The sequence below is a fragment of the Candidatus Poriferisodalis sp. genome (assembly GCF_965262965.1).
Lineage (GTDB): Bacteria > Actinomycetota > Acidimicrobiia > Acidimicrobiales > Poriferisodalaceae > Poriferisodalis.
Genome location: NZ_OZ253573.1, coordinates 3784100 through 3803103, shown reverse-complemented (window position 1 = coordinate 3803103; position 19004 = coordinate 3784100). Strand labels below are relative to the sequence as shown.

Annotated in this window: 19 protein-coding genes; 11 read left to right on the top strand and 8 right to left on the bottom strand. The window is 65.3% G+C overall.

Annotated features, from left to right (window positions below):
• Positions 1-4: 4 nt before the first annotated feature.
• Positions 5-1192: a CaiB/BaiF CoA transferase family protein gene (locus ACQY5K_RS18205; RefSeq protein ID WP_428118305.1), complete on the bottom strand. Its 1188-nt coding sequence runs from the start codon at positions 1190-1192 to the stop codon at positions 5-7.
• Positions 1193-1294: 102 nt separating this feature from the next.
• Here ACQY5K_RS18205 and ACQY5K_RS18200 point away from each other — a divergent pair, with 102 nt between their 5' ends.
• The 3 genes from ACQY5K_RS18200 to ACQY5K_RS18190 all read left to right on the top strand — a co-directional run bounded on the left by ACQY5K_RS18200 (position 1295) and on the right by ACQY5K_RS18190 (position 3588).
• Positions 1295-1978 carry a nitroreductase family protein gene (locus ACQY5K_RS18200; RefSeq protein WP_428118302.1) on the top strand — a complete coding sequence of 228 codons (684 nt, stop codon included), beginning with the start codon at positions 1295-1297 and terminating at the stop codon, positions 1976-1978.
• A 134-nt stretch (positions 1979-2112) separates the two neighbouring features.
• On the top strand, positions 2113-3336 hold the full coding sequence (locus ACQY5K_RS18195) for an aminotransferase class III-fold pyridoxal phosphate-dependent enzyme (RefSeq protein WP_428118300.1): 1224 nt from the start codon (positions 2113-2115) through the stop codon (positions 3334-3336).
• Positions 3337-3393: 57 nt separating this feature from the next.
• The gene (locus ACQY5K_RS18190) at positions 3394-3588 is read left to right on the top strand and encodes a hypothetical protein (protein WP_428118298.1); all 195 of its coding nucleotides are present in this window, start codon (positions 3394-3396) and stop codon (positions 3586-3588) included.
• A 12-nt stretch (positions 3589-3600) separates the two neighbouring features.
• Here ACQY5K_RS18190 and ACQY5K_RS18185 read toward each other — a convergent pair whose 3' ends face one another.
• Both ACQY5K_RS18185 and ACQY5K_RS18180 read right to left on the bottom strand, forming a co-directional pair.
• A complete protein-coding gene (locus tag ACQY5K_RS18185; RefSeq protein ID WP_428118295.1) occupies positions 3601-4443 on the bottom strand; it encodes a DUF6159 family protein in 843 nt (280 codons plus the stop codon).
• A gap of 106 nt (positions 4444-4549) precedes the next feature.
• Complete coding sequence (locus tag ACQY5K_RS18180) at positions 4550-5632, bottom strand: DMT family transporter (protein WP_428118292.1); 1083 nt, start codon at positions 5630-5632, stop codon at positions 4550-4552.
• Positions 5633-5767: 135 nt separating this feature from the next.
• Here ACQY5K_RS18180 and ACQY5K_RS18175 point away from each other — a divergent pair, with 135 nt between their 5' ends.
• From ACQY5K_RS18175 to ACQY5K_RS18155, 5 genes are read left to right on the top strand one after another with little or no spacing between them, the layout of a single operon-like run.
• Entirely contained in the window at positions 5768-6565 is a 798-nt protein-coding gene (locus ACQY5K_RS18175; protein ID WP_428118290.1) for an SDR family NAD(P)-dependent oxidoreductase, read from the top strand.
• 4 nt (positions 6566-6569) lie between these two features.
• Positions 6570-7535, top strand: a complete 966-nt coding sequence (locus ACQY5K_RS18170) for a hypothetical protein (RefSeq protein WP_428118287.1) — start codon at positions 6570-6572, stop codon at positions 7533-7535.
• A complete protein-coding gene (locus tag ACQY5K_RS18165) occupies positions 7528-7668 on the top strand; it encodes a hypothetical protein (RefSeq protein WP_419920625.1) in 141 nt (46 codons plus the stop codon). The genes ACQY5K_RS18170 and ACQY5K_RS18165 overlap by 8 nt, the downstream gene beginning before the upstream one ends.
• A 56-nt stretch (positions 7669-7724) precedes the next feature.
• On the top strand, positions 7725-7862 hold the full coding sequence (locus tag ACQY5K_RS18160; protein WP_428118284.1) for a hypothetical protein: 138 nt from the start codon (positions 7725-7727) through the stop codon (positions 7860-7862).
• Positions 7863-7887: 25 nt separating this feature from the next.
• A complete protein-coding gene (locus ACQY5K_RS18155) occupies positions 7888-8811 on the top strand; it encodes an SMP-30/gluconolactonase/LRE family protein (RefSeq protein ID WP_428118281.1) in 924 nt (307 codons plus the stop codon).
• Positions 8812-8884: 73 nt separating this feature from the next.
• Here ACQY5K_RS18155 and ACQY5K_RS18150 read toward each other — a convergent pair whose 3' ends face one another.
• Positions 8885-9820, bottom strand: coding sequence for an MBL fold metallo-hydrolase (locus ACQY5K_RS18150; protein WP_428118279.1), 936 nt, complete (start codon positions 9818-9820; stop codon positions 8885-8887).
• Positions 9821-9933: 113 nt separating this feature from the next.
• Here ACQY5K_RS18150 and ACQY5K_RS18145 point away from each other — a divergent pair, with 113 nt between their 5' ends.
• On the top strand, positions 9934-11172 hold the full coding sequence (locus ACQY5K_RS18145; RefSeq protein ID WP_428118276.1) for a cytochrome P450: 1239 nt from the start codon (positions 9934-9936) through the stop codon (positions 11170-11172).
• A gap of 107 nt (positions 11173-11279) precedes the next feature.
• Here ACQY5K_RS18145 and ACQY5K_RS18140 read toward each other — a convergent pair whose 3' ends face one another.
• The 4 genes from ACQY5K_RS18140 to ACQY5K_RS18125 all read right to left on the bottom strand — a co-directional run bounded on the left by ACQY5K_RS18140 (position 11280) and on the right by ACQY5K_RS18125 (position 16475).
• Positions 11280-11825, bottom strand: coding sequence for a Uma2 family endonuclease (locus tag ACQY5K_RS18140; RefSeq protein ID WP_428118274.1), 546 nt, complete (start codon positions 11823-11825; stop codon positions 11280-11282).
• Positions 11826-11990: 165 nt separating this feature from the next.
• Positions 11991-14384 (bottom strand): DNA translocase FtsK 4TM domain-containing protein, encoded by a 2394-nt coding sequence (locus ACQY5K_RS18135; protein ID WP_428118272.1) that lies wholly within the window; start codon positions 14382-14384, stop codon positions 11991-11993.
• A complete protein-coding gene (locus ACQY5K_RS18130) occupies positions 14308-15003 on the bottom strand; it encodes a hypothetical protein (RefSeq protein ID WP_428118269.1) in 696 nt (231 codons plus the stop codon). The genes ACQY5K_RS18135 and ACQY5K_RS18130 overlap by 77 nt, the downstream gene beginning before the upstream one ends.
• A 683-nt stretch (positions 15004-15686) precedes the next feature.
• Entirely contained in the window at positions 15687-16475 is a 789-nt protein-coding gene (locus tag ACQY5K_RS18125; RefSeq protein WP_428118268.1) for a hypothetical protein, read from the bottom strand.
• A gap of 83 nt (positions 16476-16558) precedes the next feature.
• Between ACQY5K_RS18125 and ACQY5K_RS18120 the strand changes: the two genes are divergently transcribed.
• Together ACQY5K_RS18120 and ACQY5K_RS18115 are read left to right on the top strand one after the other, a co-directional pair.
• The gene (locus ACQY5K_RS18120; RefSeq protein WP_428118265.1) at positions 16559-18187 is read left to right on the top strand and encodes a long-chain fatty acid--CoA ligase; all 1629 of its coding nucleotides are present in this window, start codon (positions 16559-16561) and stop codon (positions 18185-18187) included.
• Between the two features lie 7 nt (positions 18188-18194).
• Positions 18195-18890, top strand: coding sequence for a transcriptional regulator (locus tag ACQY5K_RS18115; protein WP_428118262.1), 696 nt, complete (start codon positions 18195-18197; stop codon positions 18888-18890).
• Positions 18891-19004 lie beyond the last annotated feature (114 nt).

The following is a 19004-nucleotide window of genomic DNA, read 5'->3' as shown; positions in this document are numbered from 1 at the left end:
ACGCTCAGCCGAAGGCGCCCTGCTCGCGGAGTGCTTCAATGTCATCCCACGTGTAGCCGTGCTCGAGCAAGACCTCTTCGGTGTGCTGACCGAGTTCTGGCGCGACGGCACCAGGTTCGAGCGGGGTGGCTGACATGCGGATCGGGGTGCCGATCACCACACGGCTGGCGTCGGCCCCTTCCACCCGTTGCAGGTAGCCGTTGTCGTACATCGACTCATCGGCGACGATCGTCTCGTAGTCGCGGACCAGCCCGTAGCGAACCCCGGCCGCGTCGAGCGTCGCCTCCCACTCACCGAGGGTCCTGGTCGGGAACACCTCGTCGATGATGGCCACTAACTCGGCCCTGGCATCGGCGCTCAGCATGAGGGCCAGGAACCGCTCGTCTTCGGCAAGATCGGGCCGGTCGAGTAACCGGGCGAAATCGGGCCATTGGGGTCCGGTGCCGCTGAGCAGGTGGATCCAGCCGTCGGCCGCCTCGACGGTGTGGAGCAGGGTCGGGACAATGGCGTGGCCCGAATGGTTGCGCTCCGGGTTGCGGCCGGTCAACAGGGTGTAGGTGATCTCCGACGCCTGGGCGTAGATCATGCCACCGACGAGCGACACGTCGATCCGTTGCCCCCTCCCGGTCTTTTCCCGATGGAGCAACGCGGCCAGAATGCCGGCGACCATGTTCTGGCAGCCGACGTGGTCGGAGATGACTGCCCCGTTGATGATCGGAGGGCTGCCATCGATCCGGGTCGCAAACATGAGCCCGCCTTCGGCCTGACCGGTCATGTCAGCCCCTTCGCGGGCGGACTTGGGGCCGATAGGCCCGAAGCTCGAACCGGCGGCGTACACGAGCCGGGGATTGATGGCTGACAGGTGCTCGTATGACAGACCCCAGGCCTCCATGGTCCCAGGCACGAAGTTGTGAATCAGAACGTCAGTTGCCTCGACGAGCCGCTCAATGGTGCTCTTCCCGCCTGGGGTGCGAAGGTCGAGGGTGACCGACCGCTTCCCTCGGTTGCACGCTTGGTAGTACGGGCTTCGGAGATCGTCCGCGGCAACGGGGATGACCCGCCCCAGGTCACCCATACCCGGCAGCTCGACCTTGATGACCGACGCTCCCATGTCGTGCAGGGTGGCCGCAGCTTGCGGACCCTGCACCAACACGGCCAAGTCCAGCACGGTGTAGTCGTCAAGCGCTCCCATCGCCGGATAGTAACGCCCACCAGCGCAAGACGACTCTCGACGTCTCGCCGTTCGGACCTGGCTTGCCAAACTACGTTGACCACACCTCAAAGGACGGTGACCATGTCACTCGCATCGACGCAGACAGCTTCAGCGGATCTCTATCGGACGATGAGCACGCTGCGGGCCGTGCGCCGTCTTCGCACCGACCCGATTCCCCCCGATGTCCTTGAACGGGTCCTGCAGGCGGCATGCTGGGCCCCAACTGGCGGCAACCAGCAACCATGGCGAGTGGTCGTCGCTACCGACCCGGCCGTCAAACAAGGATTGTCCGACGTCTACGGGCCAGAGTGGGCGAAGTACACCGGCGGATTCATGAAGCGGCTCGAAGGCCTCCGCTCCGACGAAGTCGCCAAGTGGAAGCGGGTCATAGCTGCGGGCGACTACCTCGCCGAACACCTGCATGAAGCCCCAGCGATCCTGCTGTTCTGCGCCAACCCAAAGATGATGGCGATCACCGACGCCAATTTGGATCGGATCAGCATGGTCGGCGGCGGCTCGGTGTACCCGGCAGTGCAGAACCTGATGCTGGCGTGCGCGGCAGAGGGGCTGGGTTGCACCCTCACGACACTGCACTGTTTCCGCGAGGACGAGGTGAAGTCGTTGCTGCAAATACCCGACGGATGGGCCACGGTCGCGATGGTGCCGATCGGGTACCCGGTCGGCAAGGGCAACGGCCCGATAACTCGACTGCCACCGGCCGACATGGCCTACCGCGACATGTTCGGTCAGGCCTGGACGAGCTGATCGGCCCGACCGGATTGCACGTTCGCTCATCGCCACGTATGCGAAGGACTGAACCCGGATCAACAACCTGGCGCGGCGGCTGCGTTCCGGAATCCGGTATGTCAGGCTCTCACCGTGTTCACAGGGGGCAAGTCATGAGCGAACCACTGGCGACTCTGAGATCTCGAGCGCTGTATGAACGTGCGCAGGCGGTGATACCGAATGGCGTGTACGGGCACTACGGGCCGGCGGCGCAAGGTGCCGGACCGGTGTTCTTCTCATCGAGCTCCGGGGCTCACTTCACCGACGTCGATGGCAATACCTACATCGACTGGATGTGCGCCTACGGACCCATGATCCTGGGTTACAACCACCCGAAAGTTGAAAAGGCGGCCGCCCGGCAAATGGCACAGGGCAATACGGTCAGCATCGCCGCACCCGTTCTGATCGATCTCGCCGAACGACTCGTCGACATGGTCGACGGTGCAGATTGGGCACTGTTCGGCAAGAACGGCGCTGACTCGACGGGGTTGGCGGTGATGGTCGCCCGCGCTGCCACCGGCCGCAAGCGGATTCTGAAGATCCAAGGTGGCTATCACGGCTCGGCGCCGTGGATGCAGACGCCCGGCAATTCAGGCACCGTCGCGCAGGATCAGGCCCTCGTCCTCGAAGTGCCGTGGAACGACGCCGCCGCGATACGAGAAGCGATCGCCGGACACCCTGACGACATCGCCTGCTTCATCTCGTCGCCGTACCACCACCCGGTCTTCGCCGACAACGTGCTGCCCGACGACGGCTACTGGGCCGAAGTTGAGCAGGCCTGCCGCGCAGCCGGAATTGTGATCATCGCCGACGACGTCCGTTCCGGTTTCCGAATCGACCTCGCCGGCTCGCACACCGCGTACGGATTCACGCCCGATCTGATGTGCTTCGGCAAAGCGCTCGGCAACGGCCACCCGATCGCTGCGCTGGCAGGCAGCGATGCGCTGAAGCAGGCTGCCGGCGACACGTTCTACACGGGCACACAATTCTTCAACGCAGCGCCGATGGCCGCCGCGCTGGCGACGCTCGAAGAACTCGAGGCCACAGACGCTGCGACCGTCATCACTGAGATCGGCGAACGGCTCGGCAAGGGCTTGGCCGACGTGGCCGCGGCGCACGGCCACGACCTGCGGATCACCGGCGTTGTGTCGATGCCGTATCTGCGCATCATCGGAGACGGAGGCTCGCGCTTTCACGCCCGCTGGATCTCCGAGTGCGTACAGCGGGGCGCCTACCTGCTCAGCTACCACAACAACTTCGTGTCGCTCGCGCACAACGACGAGGACATCAATCGTACCTGCGACATCGCCGACCAGGCGTTTACCGCCCTTGCTTGACACAGATTGAGCGGCGGCCGTCTGGTTGTAGGGCTGGGCGTGGGCAGCCTGCCGGCGGTGAACACGGCCGGTCGGCCGGGCATTCCCTCTGAGGTCTCAGTGCGGCTCGAACGCGACGGCCTCACGCCTGAACTGGTTGCCGAGTACGCCGCTGTCGGCGTCACCGAGCTAGTGCTGTCGTGGAGCACTGGTGACGTACGTATCGGCGACGAGCTCGCTGTGTTCGCCTCGACCTATGAGGTCACAAACTGACCCCGGCGTTCGTCAGCGTCGGTGCTTCGCCCGGAACGTGTTGCGCATCTGGTCGCCGTCGAAGCCGCCGAGCACGCTCCCGTCGGTGGCGTACACGTACAGCGCCGTCTTGAAGTAGATGCTGAGGGCGCTGACGACGACAAGGACGGCCACGACACCCGCTATTCCGATTGCGCCGCCAATCACGATGCCGATGAATCCAGGCACGATCGCTGCGATGACGACGCCGATCAGGATCGCCGGCAGCATCAGCAAGATCCCGAGCAAACCGAAACCGGCCGACGAGATGATGTTCTCGCCCCAGGTCTTGCGAACCAGCGACGCCGAGTGCTTGATGCTCGCGATCGGCCGATAGTCGTCGATCATGATGGCGGGTACGACGAGGTAGGTAGCGATCGCCCACGCTGCCTCGACGAACCACAGGAGGATGCGGGCCAGCCACGGCAGTCTCTCTTCGAGCGCGCGCAGCAGCATTCCTACGGTCGCAGAAACGATTGCCCAGCCGAGCAGGCTGGGCAGCCGCGCTGTGGCCTTGCCGATTGCGCTGCGCACGGTCGGATCGCCGCCGGTCATGCGGTCGTAGGCACCCGCGACAAGCGCTCCCTCGAAGAACACCCCGGTGCCGGTCGCTGCAAAGGTGAACACGACGCCGAGCACGATGGCAATGCCGCCGAATCCTTCCGATCCCTCGTCAACTTCGATGCCGCCAGTGGTCAGTGAGGCCACAAGGAACACAAGCAGCAGGGCGACGATGACCAGCCCGCTGATGACCGGAAGCCACAGCAACTCGCGGTCCTTCTTCAGCAGCGACCACGAGACCTTCGTGAGATGCCAGGTATTCGACAGGCGACCCATCGCGACGCTCCTATGTGAGAGGCAGATGTTCGGAATGCCGCGCCTCGGCTGAGTGCAGCGCTCTGTGGCGAGCGTACTCAGTGGTGTGTCCCCCGCCGGGCCGCTGTCAGTGACTCGTGGCGGCAAGTGCTCGCCGCCGCGGTCCGGCTGGGGTGCGAATCACCATCGCTACCGAGACGAGCACCACGAAGCCGGCCGCGAACTGAAGGGGCGTCACCGGCTCGCCGTGCATCACCCACGCCAGACCGACCGCCACCAGGTGCATGGCGAGCACGTACAGCGATGAGCGGGCCACCTCGAGGTGACCGTGGCACCACGTCATCAGCACATGGCCGAACACCCCGGTCACGAAGGCCACGATGACGATCCACAGCCAATCCAAACCCCCGAACTCGGCAAATTGGGCCGGGCTGACCAACAGCAGCGTGGGCGGGATCGCGGCCACCAGCGACCAGAAGTTGATGCCCGCCATCCATTCGATGGGATCGACATCGCTTGCCGAGCGAGCGACCCGGGTCAGCACGAAATAGACGCTGAACGTCAGCACCGACATCGTCGTCAAGAACAGCCCGAACGCGCTGGCGCGGAACTCTCCGCCGGCTCCGGCAATCACGCCCACGACGCCGAGAACTCCCACCAAGGTGAACACGATCTGGCGAAAGCTCACCCGGTCGCCGAACAGGCGGCCCACGACGGCGAGAAGCATGGCGGGCTGCAGCGCCATCATCACCGACATCACCGAGATCGTGACTTCCTGCACGGCAGCGAAGACGAACACCATGTTGATGCCGAACGACAGGCCCGGCAGCGCTGTCTGCCAGAACACCCGGCGAGACAGCCAGCGGCCGCGCAGAGCCAACAACGCCAGCAGGAACGGCGTCGACATCCCGAAGCGAATGAAAGCGCTGACCATCGGGGGTGCGCTGAGCAGCTTCGCGAACGGCGTACCCATGCCCCAAGAGATGACGACAAGGCCCATGATGACGAGCGGCAGCGCGGCGCTGGTGGGGCGGACGGGTGCTAGCGCGTCGACAGTTGCAGATTGCGCGGGGGAGATTGCGCCGTTGGGAGGGTCCGGCAATCCGTCTGCTCGACCGATGGCAGGCGACACGACGAACACGGCGCCGCCGCGGGCCGGCGGTCCCGGCGCGCTGCGGGCCGGCGGCGCAACCCGATCCGATCCCCTCACCCAAGGAAGGCTAGGGGCGCTGGACTGCTGCGTTCGTGGTGCCCAGGGCCGCGAGGCCTGTCCGTGAGCGAGCCAGCGGCGGCCTAATACGCTGCGGACCGCACGTTGCCCGTCCCGCAGCGCAGGGGGAATGCCATGACCGACGACGCCGACACCGAGTCCGCGGCCAGCTTGGCACCGCAGTGGTCAATTGACCTCAGCGGCCAGACGGCGCTCGTCACCGGCACCACCTCAGGACTGGGAATGCGCTTTGCCACTGTGCTTGCTTCATGCGGTGCCAGCGTTGCCATCTGCGGCCGGCGTGTCGAGCGGCTGAACGCGTTGGCGGCTGAGTTGGAGGCCGACGGCGCAACAGTGCTGCCCATCCCACTCGACGTCACCGACACCGAGGCGCTGTTCGGGGCTGTCGCCACCGCCGAAGAACAGCTCGGCCCGGTGCAGATTCTCGTCAACAACGCCGGCAAGCCCGACGCTCGCCTGGCGCTCAAGATGGACCCAGCCTTCGTGGACGAGATGATCGCCACGAACCTCACCTCGCTGTTCCATCTCTGCTGCGAGGTGACACGTCGCTTGATCGCAGCCGAACTGCCAGGCCGGATCGTCAACATCTCCTCTGGAGCCGCATTCAGGGCGCCGATCGGGACCTCGATGTACGCGATCACCAAGGGTGCCGTGGTGCGCATGACCGAAGTGCTGGCGCAGGAGTTCGCCCGTTACAACGTGAATGTCAACGCGATCGCCCCGGGCGCGTTCGAGAGCGAGATGATGGACGGCATGCTCGAACGCATGGGTGACATCACCAAGATGTTCCCCCGCCGACGCCTGGGCAAAGCTTCACAGCTCGACTCGACGCTGCTGTACCTGGTGTCGCCGCTGTCAGATTTCGTGTCGGGCACCTGCATCACCGTCGACGACGCGCAAGGAGCCGGCTGAGGTCGTGAGCACGACTGACACCGCGGCTGGTCTGGGGATCACTGACCTGGGGCTCACCGACCTCGAAGCGGCGGCGCAGCACTGGCAAGAGCACGGCTGGGTGCTCGTGGACGGGCTCGTGCCGACCGTGGACATCGATCATGCGGTGGAGGAACTGTGGGACCTGTACCCGCACCCTGATGAGTTCCACGCTGACGACCCCGCTGTGCGAGACCGATTCATCGGCAGCAGCTTCGACCAAGGTCACAAGTTTCCCCCCGCCGAAGCTGAAGGCGCCGCGTTCCGCCCCAAGCAGTTCCTCGGGCACATCCTGTTCCCCTATGCCTCGCCGCGGCTGAACCGGCTGCAGGTACACCCCAGCGTCACGGCGTTCGCTCGACTGGCAATGGGCATCGACGACATCTGCATCTACCAGGCCCGCATCTGGGGCAAGTACACCGGCGTCACCAATTACGAGCAGCCCTTCCACCAGGACCGCAATCACAACGTCGTGCCCGACCGCCTCGAGCCTGGCTGGTGGAACCTGGAGGGGTTCCTGTACCTGAGCGACGTCGAACCCGACGTCGCGCCGACCGAGATTGCCGGAGGCCCGACTGACTCGTCACGGCCCTACGACGGCCCGCCGGCAGGCGAGCACTTCTCCGCCGCTGGCGCACGCGGTTCGTTCTTGGCCTACCGGCCCGACGTGTGGCACCGAGGGGTCGACCTGACGAGACCCGGCGGCAGCCGCTTTCTGATGAGCGCTTCGTTCAAGCCGGCAGGTGCCGACTGGATGGGCTACGACAACGTGCAGCCGGTCACGGTTGGAAAGCCGTGGATCTCGTTCGCAGCTACCTGCACTCCCGAAGAGCTGGCCCTGTTCGGCGCCCCGCTGCCCGGCCACCCCTACTGGACCCCCGAACTGGTTGACGCCCTCGAACGCCGCTACCCCGGCATCGACGCCAACCCTTGGCGAAGAGTTCTTGCCTGAGGACAGTCAGCCAGCCGACACGGTCAGCACATCGCTCGACCATCTGATCGGCAGCTGGACGCCGGCTCAAGCCGACGAGATTGATCGCGCCCTCGCAGATCTCGAAACCGTTGACGAGGCTTCCTGGACCTAGGGATCCACCTCAACTCGGGCACCTGCTCGCCGTTCCTGCGGGGACACGAATGCGTGATGGAACTGGTGCGGGATGCTCAGGAGCTGTTGTCCTGCGCCGTGGCGGTCGTCGAATTGAAGCAAGGCACTGGGAAAGCGTCGCGCTGGCTTGCCACCAGTACCCGCATCGAGCGCCTGGTCAATGGAAACTGGTGACACCGCCGCAGTAGCGTCGGCGGCCATGAGCTTTTTCGGACCGGACCATTTCGAGACCATCACCGATGGGCTGATCTTCCCGGAGGGACCGGTGGTGCTTCCCGACGGCTCAGTGGCCGTCGTCGAGATCGGGCGTGGCACGATCACCCGTATCGACGTCGCTGACGGTCGCAAAGACATCCTGGCCACGCCCGGCGGCGGGCCGAACGGTGCTGCGCTGGGTCCCGACGGTGCGCTGTACGTGTGCAACAACGGCGGCTTCGAGTGGATCACGATCCGCGGCCGCACCGTCCCCGGCGAGTCAGCGAAGGACTACACCACCGGGCGGATCGAGCGGATCGATCTCTCCACCGGCGAGGTGGACATCCTGTACGCCGACGTCAACGGCGTGTCGCTCAAGGGGCCGAACGACATCATGTTCGACTCCACCGGCGGCTTCTGGTTCACCGATCACGGCAAGACTCGCGAGCGTGACCGCGACCGCGGCGGGCTTTACTACGCCAAGGCCGACGGCAGCCACATCGAAGAGATCGCGTTTCCGATGGACGGGCCCAACGGCGTCGGCATATCGCCAGAGGAAGACCGCGTGTACGTGGCTGAGACCTTCCAGGGCGCCATGTTCGCCTTCGATCTCGAAGGGCCGGGCAAGGTAGCCGCCGGCGTGCCGTCACGGGGCTGGTTCCTCGCACGGCCCGAGGGGCGCAAGTACTTCGACTCGCTGGCCATGGATGCAGAGGGCAACGTGAGCGTCGCGACGATTCTCACCGGGGGCATCAGCACGTTCACGCGCGACGGCGAAGAACTGGAGTTCGCTCCCACCGACGATGCGGCGACCACCAACATCTGCTTTGGCGGCGACGACATGCGCACGGCGTACGTCACCCTGTCCGGCAGCGGCCGCCTCGCCGTCGGCGACTGGCCCCGCCCCGGCTTGAAGCTCCCCTTTTAGGCCAAACAACGCGGCAAGGCGCCGCCGTTGTAGGCGACGTGTCCGATGGGTCGCCTTCTGCCGGCGGCGATTCTTAGGCCAAACAACGCGGCAAGGCGCCGCCGTTGTAGGCGACCATGTCCATGATCGCCCGTTCGATGCCGGGGAATTCGTAGCTGTCGGGCGCGGCTTCTCGGTAGGCCACGTGAAGGTTGCCCGCGAGCCGTTCGGGATCGGTGTAGCGGGCATGGGGCCCGAGGTCGCTTGCTTGAGCCTGCTCCAGCGGTGAGCGTCCGGCTGCGATCCCCTCAGCCGCGCGGTCCTGCACGAAGCGCAGGTACGAGCGCTGCTCACCGAGGACCTGCTCAATGTCGCCGCCGCCGAAATGCGGTCCGTGGCCCGGCACGATCACCTCGGCCCCGTAGCTCTCGATCACATCGAGGGCGTCCAGCGTCCCCGACACTGACCCGAACAGGGCAAACGGCGTGCCCCCGTGGAAGATCAGGTCACCGCAGAACAGCACCCTGCAGTCGGGCAGCCACGCCAGGAGGTCACCGTTCGTGTGAGCCACGTAGCCAAGGTCCGACAGCTCGATACGGCGATCGTCGAGGTGCAGCACCGTCGAGCCCTCGAACGTGACATCGGGGGCCCGGAACCGCAGATCCCCCCACTCCACACCGGGAAATGCTGCGCTGTAGTCAGGAATGCCCGCCGCCACCATCACCTCCCGGCAGGCCGTGTGCGACACGACTGTTGCGTCATCGAACAGGTAGTTGCCGTGGGTGTGGTCGGCGTGATGATGCGTGTTGACGAGGATCGTCACCGGGTTCGGCGTCACCAAGGCGATGGCGTCGAGGTAGGCGCGGGTGCGGCGCTCGGTGGAGGTGGCGTCGATGGACACGACGCCCTCGGAGCCCACGACGAACCCCATGTTGTTGATGAACCAGGTGCCGTCAGGCTGCACGTAGCTGTACACACCCGGTGCCACCTCGCTGAGCTGGGCTGCCTCGACTGCTGCATGTCCTGACATGTGCCCTCCTCGGGTCCGGCGAACAGGCTTCGCTGCTACGGCGCAGCGTAGAACCCGTCGCCTACGCTGGGGGGTGCCTCGGAACGCGCCCGCAGGGACTCAAGGGAGCCGCCATGAGCACGACCACTGACATTGACAGCTCTTCGGCAGGGCGCGACTTCGACGTCTACAGCGACGAGTACATCCAAGGTGCTGCCGACGTCTGGGATGAGCTGCGCCCAGAGTGCCCGGTAGCTCACAGCAGCCACAACGGCGGGCACTGGATGCCCACTACCTGGGACGACATCGCCGCAATCGCCTACGACACCGAGAACTTCAGCTCCCGTGACATCGCTGTGGCGCCCACGCCCGAAGGCGTCGGGCTGCTGACGGCTCCGCCGATCACCTCAGACCCGCCGTTCCATACCGACGCCCGACGGCTGCTGCTGCCGTTCTTCGGGCCCACGGCCGTCGAAGAGATGGTGGAGGTCACCCGCAGCATTGCTCGCGAGCGCCTCGATGCCATCGTCGCCGAAACCGGGGTGGACCAAGGACGTTCCGGTGTCACCGACGCGGCCGACACCTACTCCAAGCACATTCCTGTGCGGGTCATCGCCCGCATCCTGGGGCTGCCCGAGTCCGACGAGCCGAAGTTCACCCGCTGGGCCGTCGACGTGCTGCAGTCCAAGGGCGACGAGTTCGATCGGCGCGCTGACGCCACACGTGAAGTGCTCCAGTACTTCGGCGAGCTCACCGACCAGCGGAGGCAGGAACGGGCAGACGACTTGCCGTCAAAGCTGCTGGACATGCGACTGCCTAACGGCGACCCGCTGGCCAACCACCACATCACCGGCGCCAGCTTCCTGCTGCTGTTGGCCGGCATCGACACCACGTGGAGCTCGATCTCGGCCAGCTTGATGCACCTTGCCATGCACCCTGAGGACCGTGAACGCCTGGTGGCCGAACCCGAGCTCATTCCCACCGCCATCGAGGAGTTCCTGCGGGCCTACGCGCCGGTGACGATGGCCCGGTTCACTGCCACCGACGATGCAGAAATCGGCGGCTGCCCCGTCGCCCATGGCGACAAGGTGCTGCTGCCGTTCGGCGCTGGCAATCGCGATCCGTCCAAGTTCGACCGTCCCGATGAGGTCATCATCGACCGGGCCGAGAACCGGCACTTCGCCTTCGGGCTGGGCATCCACCGTTGCCTGGGCTCAAATCTGGCGCGCATGGAGCTCAGGGTCGCCATCGAAGAATGGCTGACCCGGTTCCCCAAGTTCGAACTCGCGGCCGATGTCGGCCGCGGCGGCGTGGAATGGGGCGGCGTGCAGGTACGCGGCCCTCGCAACCTGCAAATCCGCGTCGGCATCTGAGCTTGAAGCGGCACCCAGCTGTATGCCTGGACTCTCAATCAACCATTGGATGCCTACTCCGGTATCGCCGGGCTGCTCGACCGTCTGCTGAACCTGGCCGTTGACGGCTATGGAGCGAAGACCTTGGCGAGCGGACATGTGAAGCCGGGCAGCACGTTGTGACCATCGAGAGTTGAGTCGCTTGAAAGCAATTCGACGGGCTGATCGGGACGGTGGATTTGCGCAGACCGTGACTCCGGATAGATGACCCACACCAAGCCAACGCCATAACTGAGCCACATGGCGGCGCGCTCTGCGAGCTCGCTCGGACGATCGTTCGGCAATGCCACCTCGACTGCTAGGTCGGGCACGACGCCTGAGTAGCCGTTGGGTTCTGTGCCAAACGGCAATCGCTCCGCGGAGGTAAAGGCAATGTCTGGCTCGCGCACGGTGTCGGGATTGCGCTCGAGCAAGATGCCGGCATCGGTGCCGATGACGGTCCCGAGACCGCGAGCCTCGGCATGGTCAACCAGTCGTGCGCCCAGACGCATAGCGACCATCCCGTGCCGATATCCAGCAGGCGCCATCTTGCAGAACACCCCCCTGACCAGTTCGCCGCGCACGCCTTGGGCGTCTAGACGCAACAGTTCCTCGGCAGTGAGCAACGTAGTCACAGAGGGCTGAGTGATTGTTTTCATTTTATTTCAATCACTTTCATTGTGTCATGCCATTGTTTCGGCGACGGTGGTCGAGGCGATAGACGCGATGCCGTCTCGGCATTCTCTCATCCGGCAGCCGCTGGGGGAAGCGGATTCCCCCCGGAGCCGAGCCAGCCGGTGTCACTCTCCCAGCGCGCCCGCTAGCTCCTCGGGCGTCATCATCACCTCGCGGGCCTTGGAGCCGTGCGAGGGACCCACAACGCCTCGCTGCTCGAGCAGGTCCATGATCCGGCCGGCACGGGCAAAGCCGATCTTCAGCTTGCGCTGCAGCATGGAGGTAGAGCCGAGTTGGGTCTCCACCACGATGACCATCGCCTGCCGCAGCAATTCGTCGTCGCCGGTGTCGCCTGTGGTGCCGCCCGGAAGGCCTGCCGCACCCTCCGACGCTTCGGTGCCCTCGACGCCTTCGACATAGCTGACTTCGGGTGCCTGACGGCGCCAATGGGCGACCACCTGCGCAATCTCGGATTCGCTCACCCAACTGCCCTGAATGCGGCGCGGGGTGCTGGAGTTGGCAGCGAGCAGCAGCATGTCGCCTTGGCCGACCAGCCGCTCGGCGCCGGGCTGGTCCAGGATGACCCGACTGTCGGCCAGGCTGGACACTGCGAAGGCCAGCCGGCTGGGAATGTTGGCCTTGATCACGCCGGTTATGACGTTCACGCTCGGACGCTGAGTGGCGACCACGAGGTGGACTCCGACGGCTCGGGCCATCTGAGCCAGACGGGTGATGGAGTCTTCGACGTCACGGGCCGCCACCATCATCAGGTCGTTCAGCTCGTCGACGACCACCACGATGAACGGCATCGATTCGTGCGGCTGATCGTTGCCGAGCAACTCGCTCTCGTCGCTGTGCAGCGCTCCGCCGAGCACGGCAGCGTTGTAGCCGGTGATGTCACGGAAGCCGGTCTCGGACAGCACGTCGTAGCGACGCTCCATTTCCCTCACGGCCCATGCCAGGGCATTTGCAGCCTTGCGGGGCTCAGTCACCACTGCGGTCAGCAGGTGCGGCAGTCCGTCGTACTGACCTAGCTCGACCCGCTTGGGGTCGACGAGGATCATCCGCACCTTGTCGGGTGTGGACCGCATCAACAGCGAGGAAATGATCGAGTTGATGCACGACGACTTGCCCGAGCCGGTAGCGCCTGCGATCAGCACGTGGGGCATGGTGGCCAGGTTGAGCATCACCTCGCGCCCCGAGATGTCCTTGCCCATCGCCACTTCGAGCGGGTGCATCGCCTCGGCTGCCGCCTTGGAAGACAGGATGTCGCCCAGCGCAACGAGGTGGCGGTCGGAGTTGGGAACCTCGATGCCGATCGCTGAACGGCCGGGGATCGGCGCCAGGATGCGGACATCGGCGGCCGCCATGGCATACGCGATGTCCTTGTGCAAAGCGGTGACGCGGGACACCTTCACGCCCGGACCCAGCTTCAGCTCGAAACGCGTGACCGTAGGGCCCGGCTCCCAGCCGGTCACCTGCGTTTCCACGCCATGGCTCGCGAGCGCAGCCACCAGCGCTGCGGCTCCTGCCGACAGATGTGCCTTGTCGAACTGCTGGTTGCCGCTGCGCTTGAGCACCGACTGCTTGGGCAGCTTCCAGCGCGGACGCTGGCCACCGGCTCCGGCGCCCCGCGCTGCCGCGCGCGCAGCCGGCGCAGGTGGGGGTACGACGTCTCCGCCGGGAGGTTCGACAAATGACGGCGGCGACGGGTCGAAGGATGCTTCGTCAGGCTCGGACACAGTCGGATCCAGACCTGGAATCGGGCCCTCTTCACCGGCAGGCAGCTCGCCTCCGGGCATCTGATCGCTATCGGGCGCGTCCAAGTCGTACTGCTGCGCATCGAATGACGGCGGCTCGGGTTCGGTGCCGACGCGCTGCAGGCTCCGGGCACCTTTCGACACCGAGCCGCTCAGCGTCCGGCCGAGCGCTGTGACGCCGGTCCACATCCAACGCAGGACCTGACCGAGGCCGACGTTGCCGACGATCATGACGGCAAACAGCATCACCAGCAGCAGCACGGCCCACGTTGCGGGGTCGTCGATGAGACGTCGAAGCGGCTCGGCCACGACAGCGCCGAGCACTCCCCCGCTGCTGCGCAAGTCCTCGAGCTCGGGTCCGAAGCCGTCCGCGGACCCCGACAGGTGCGCCGCTGCGGCGAATGCGACCGTCAGCAAGCTCAACCCGAACGCGACACGGCCGCTGCGCTCTGAGGCGGTCATGCGTGCCAGAGCCACCCCGATCCAGATCAGCAGGATCGGCACCGCATAGCGGAATACACCGAGCAGCACGGCGAGCGCGCTCTCGAGGAGCCGGCCCACGACGCCCGCGCGGTCGCCGAGCAGGCCCAGCGCGCAGATCACGGCGAGTGCGAACAGCGACAGCGCCACGATTTCGCGAGACCGGCCGCTGAGGGCATTGCGGACTACCCGGGACAGCCCGCTACCCGAATCTCCCCGCGTCGAAGACTTCGACGCATCGTTCGAGCCTTCGTCCCCGGCAGCGCCCTTCGCACTCACCTTTGCGAGAGTACCGAGGACGGGCTGGACCTATGGAGACCCTGCCTTCGGAGATTCGATGTGACAGGTAGGTGTTGTACGGCACATCTGATCGCACCAAGCACTCGAACGCTTGCCGTGAATGCTTGACACCGATGACCGTGAAGTGCGCGCCCAACTCACGAGCGATGTCCTCCGCCTGCAGGATTTCGTGCTGCCGCCACGAGATCAACTGGGCGAGTGCGCTCTCGACGGCCTCTAGCTTCGAATGCCGTCGGCTCGCAGCATCTGATTCGGGCCTGCGGTGCAATCCATGAAGCCGATCAGCCCGGGCCGCAATCGTTTCCAACTTGTAGATGTCGTTTGGTCCCTGCAGCCTCGTGTACATGTCGTAGATGTCGTCGATCAGGATCACGACGTGGCGAATCTGACACCCGGAACTCTCGGCGCTGGCCTTCAGGTGGCTCACCGAGACCGACGAGAAGTACTGCGTCGTGTCCGGCTGATACCAACTCAAGTGCATGAATAGCAGACGTGCCTGAGCGTCATGCTGGTCGGCGCAGATTTCGAGGCACTCCTGAAGGGCCTTCTTCCAAGCGTTGTACAGCTCTTCGCGAGGCCGACGAACGACGTGCCACATGGAAGGTACTTCATCCTGCTGTAGACCCAGCTCTCTGTGGCTCGGGTGCCCCCGGTAGTCCAAACAGAGCCGTTCCTCAAGATCCTGCACTGCTTCTGGATGGTCGGGTTCGGCTGAGTTGCGCGCGATGGTCGACAACTTCGTGCCCGACGGTGCACAAATCAGTGCTACGGACGGCTTCGGCATCGGTGAACAGACCTACGTTGGTGCACAACGGTGGAGCCGTCGTGGAGACCTCGTCCGCTACTTAACAAGATTGCGTGTCGCAGCAGAGATCTCGTCCGCACCAATACTGATAGTTCCCGCAGAGTAGAAGACAGGTTGTGGAAGCGCTCGATCGGGAGAGAACAGATGCGCGACGGAGCGAGCGCGCAAATCGTTGCGGAGATCTGTCGTTTCGGACTGATCGGGATCTCCTGCGAGTACTCCACGGGTGGTGTTGTAGTACGCGTGGCGCGACTGAGGGTCGGCCATGATCGTCTCGAAAACGGATCCGTGCTGTGTCCTCGTGCCGTGGCTACCGCCCACTGTATTCGGCATGTCTGCTCCCCCTCCGTTCATCTCGACTGCCCCGAATCGTTCAGGGTGCGCCGTGCAAATCACATTGCTGTCATTCGTGACGCCAGTATCGCACGAATGTGATCTGCGAGTTCGCACCGTAGCCAGTCGGAGTCTGGAGGTCGTCAGGATTTGTCTGCTTCGGCCTCGACAGACTCGGGGCCGGGTTCGAGACGGCGCTGCTCGGCTGCTTCGTGTTCACGCCTGGCGCGAGCGCGCTCGGCGTTCGCGGCTCGGTGCTGGTTGCGTGCGGTCTGCACCACAACCAGCACGAACATCGCGACGGTGAACGGGATCGAATAGCGATTGATGAAGTCGATGACGGTGCCGAGCGGCCCTGAGAACAGGTCTGCAACCCACCACACGAGCGCCAGGCGAGTGACGGTGCCCGCCAAGTTCACCACCACGAACGGCAGTTGGCGCATCCGCGCAATTCCCGACAGCAAGCACATCGGGTAGCCGGGAATGGCGAACAGCAGCAGCCAGCCCACGCGGGGAAACCAGCGCTCCAGCCAGTCCATGGCCCTGATGATGCGGTTGCGGGGACCGAGCTCGGCCGCCAGATAGGCCTTGGCATTGGGCCCGTAGTCGTAGCCCAACCGGTACAGGAACGGGTCGGTGATGAACAGCCGGGTTACCCCGATGGTCATGAAGGCCCACAGCGGGGCCTGGTGGGCCACCCCGAGCAGGATCGGGTCGGTCGCATTGAGCGACAAGAGCAGCAGAGGCGCTCGCGCAATGAGAGCCGCAAACAAGATCTGTCCGGCGTAGGCCGCCAGGGCGAAGCCCACGGGTAGAGCTGCCAGCAGCTGCATCCGCCGCCGATCCGCGTCGGAGATCGCATCACCGACCGATGCCGCCTCGGCGTCGACGGCATCGGTCGTCGTTGAATCGTCCCGGCCGTCGTCAACCACCTCGGCCGAGGTTACGCACCTAAGCCGACACCACACCTGCATGCCCGCGAAGCCCTTGGTTATGCCCTCTAGCCTGCGGCGTCATGGACTCGACGATGATGGACCAGCCGCTCACCTTGGACCCTTTCGTTGAACGCGCCGAGACGCTGTTCGCGGACAAGGAGATCGTGACCGCCACCGCAACCGGCATCGAGCGCACCAACTACGGGCGCTGGGCCGAACGAACCCGGCGCCTCGGCGGTGCGCTTGACGACCTCGGCATCTCCGCCGAGGGCCGAGTGGCCACGTTCGCGTGGAATACCGACCGTCACCTCGAGCTGTACTTCGCTGCGCCGTGCTCGGGCCGGGTGCTGCACACGCTCAACATCCGGCTGTTCGCCGAACAGGTCACGTACATCGCGAACCATGCCGAAGACGAAGTGGTCTTCGCAGACCGGTCGCTGCTGCCGATGCTGTGGCCACTGGTGGACGAGATGACGACGGTGCGCCATGTGGTCGTCATGGACGACTCGGGCGGCGGCGATGCAGCTCCTGAGATTCCTGACGATCCCCGCGTTGTCGACTACGAGGAACTGCTGGCCGCTGCGACCCCATCGGGCTTCCGGGTCGCCGACGAACGCCAGGCGGCGTCGATGTGTTACACGAGCGGCACCACGGGCGAGCCCAAGGGCGTGGTCTACAGCCACCGCTCCACCTATATCCACACCCTGGCTGCGATGCTGGTCGATTCGGCTGGCGTCTGCGAGAGCGATGTGATTCTGCCGGTCGTGCCGATGTTCCACGCCAACGCCTGGGGTTTGAGCCATGCGGCAGTCGCAGCGGGGGCCAAGCTGGTCAATCCCGGTCCGAACCTCGCACCCAAGCCGCTGGCAGAGCTCATCGAAACCGAACGGGTCACCGTTGCGGCCGGTGTGCCGACGATCTGGATGGGCGTGCTCGGCGAGCTCGAAGGGCGCGATGTGTCGAGCCTGCGCGCGATCCCGTGCGGCGGTTCGGCGGTGCCCAAGGCGCTGTCGGAGGGGTACCGGGCGGTGGTCGGGCTGCCGATCCTGCAGGCATGGGGCATGACCGAGACCAGCCCGCTGTGCTCACTCGCCCATATCCGTTCGGGCCAGCAAGGCCTCGACGACGATGCAAAGGCCGATCTGCGCACGACGGTGGGAACGGTCCTGCCGACTGTTGAGTTCCGCATCTGCGAGCCCGACACCACCAACGAGTTGCCCCACGACGGCGAGGCGTCCGGTGAGCTGCAGGTACGCGGCCCATATGTGACCGGCTCGTACTACAACCGACCCGACGCCGCCGACTCGTTCACCGACGATGGCTGGCTGCGCACCGGCGATGTCGCCACCTGTGATCCGAACGGCTATATCCGGCTCGTGGACCGCACCAAGGACCTCATCAAGTCAGGCGGCGAGTGGATCAGCTCGGCCGAGGTGGAGAACGAGATCATGAGCCATCCAAAGGTGGCCGAGGCTGCGGTGGTCGCGGTGGCATCGGAACGTTGGATGGAACGGCCGATGGCCTGCGTCGTGCCCGTAGAAGGCGAGACGATCACCCACGACGAGCTCATCGAGTACCTGACGCCGCGGATGGCGCGGTGGTGGCTGCCCAGCGCCACCCAGATCATCGCCGAGGTTCCGAAGACCTCGACGGGCAAGTTCTCCAAGAAGACCCTCCGGGACCGCTTCGCGGATCTCGTTGTGGAGTGACGCCAGCGTGAGCGACGTCGACGTTGATCCAGCTCAGCCTCATCGCTCCGAGCCACGCCTGCTCGTGTGGCTGGCGTTGCGCCTCAAGGGCCTCGGCGAGATCGATGACGTTGCCGCGATCCACGGGCTCGAACCCGACGAGACCGAGTGGCTGCTCGCTGAGCTGGATGCGGCCGGGCATTGCATGTTCCGCGAGGTCGGCGGCGTTCCGAAGTTCATCCTGACGCCGACTGGTCGCGACGACGGGGAAGCAGCATTGGCTGACGAGCTGGATGCCGCCGGCGCTCGGGAGCCCGTCACCGCGGCCTACCGGGAGTTCGGGGCGCTGAACCCCAAGATGCTGCAGCTGTGCACCGACTGGCAGGTGTGGCCCGCCGATCATCGGGCAGCGGCCGATGCGGGACCCGGCGACGGCGGGCGGCTCAATGATCACAGCGACGCCGACTACGACGCAGCGATCATCGAGCGGCTGGAGACGCTGCACGGCGAGTTGGCGGGAGTGCTGGAAGCGCTCAACAGCGTGATGGCTCGCTATGAGAACTATGCGCCCCGGTTCGCTGAGGCTTTGAGCAAGCTGCAGGCAGGCGACCTCGACTACCTCACCAAGCCGATGATGCCGAGCTACCACACGATCTGGTTCGAGCTGCACGAGGACTTGCTGGCCACGCTCGGCATCAACCGCGCCGAAGAAGGCAGTGTCTGAGGCCGGACCCGCCACGACAATCCACCATGCCGAAACCGCGTTGAAGCTCGCTTCGCCCCGGTGTTAGCTTCATTTGCAGAGGTTGCTGCAGCAGCTTCGAGTGGCGGATCGCCT

What these genes read in the sequence shown, in the direction of transcription:
- ACQY5K_RS18205 (WP_428118305.1), bottom strand. Translation starts at nt 1,192, where the DNA reads ATGGGAGCGCTTGACGACTACACCGTGCTGGACTTGGCCGTGTTGGTG.
- ACQY5K_RS18200 (WP_428118302.1), top strand. Translation starts at nt 1,295, where the DNA reads ATGTCACTCGCATCGACGCAGACAGCTTCAGCGGATCTCTATCGGACG.
- ACQY5K_RS18195 (WP_428118300.1), top strand. Translation starts at nt 2,113, where the DNA reads ATGAGCGAACCACTGGCGACTCTGAGATCTCGAGCGCTGTATGAACGT.
- ACQY5K_RS18185 (WP_428118295.1), bottom strand. Translation starts at nt 4,443, where the DNA reads ATGGGTCGCCTGTCGAATACCTGGCATCTCACGAAGGTCTCGTGGTCG.
- ACQY5K_RS18175 (WP_428118290.1), top strand. Translation starts at nt 5,768, where the DNA reads ATGACCGACGACGCCGACACCGAGTCCGCGGCCAGCTTGGCACCGCAG.
- ACQY5K_RS18160 (WP_428118284.1), top strand. Translation starts at nt 7,725, where the DNA reads ATGGAACTGGTGCGGGATGCTCAGGAGCTGTTGTCCTGCGCCGTGGCG.
- ACQY5K_RS18155 (WP_428118281.1), top strand. Translation starts at nt 7,888, where the DNA reads ATGAGCTTTTTCGGACCGGACCATTTCGAGACCATCACCGATGGGCTG.
- ACQY5K_RS18150 (WP_428118279.1), bottom strand. Translation starts at nt 9,820, where the DNA reads ATGTCAGGACATGCAGCAGTCGAGGCAGCCCAGCTCAGCGAGGTGGCA.
- ACQY5K_RS18145 (WP_428118276.1), top strand. Translation starts at nt 9,934, where the DNA reads ATGAGCACGACCACTGACATTGACAGCTCTTCGGCAGGGCGCGACTTC.
- ACQY5K_RS18130 (WP_428118269.1), bottom strand. Translation starts at nt 15,003, where the DNA reads ATGTGGCACGTCGTTCGTCGGCCTCGCGAAGAGCTGTACAACGCTTGG.
- ACQY5K_RS18120 (WP_428118265.1), top strand. Translation starts at nt 16,559, where the DNA reads ATGGACTCGACGATGATGGACCAGCCGCTCACCTTGGACCCTTTCGTT.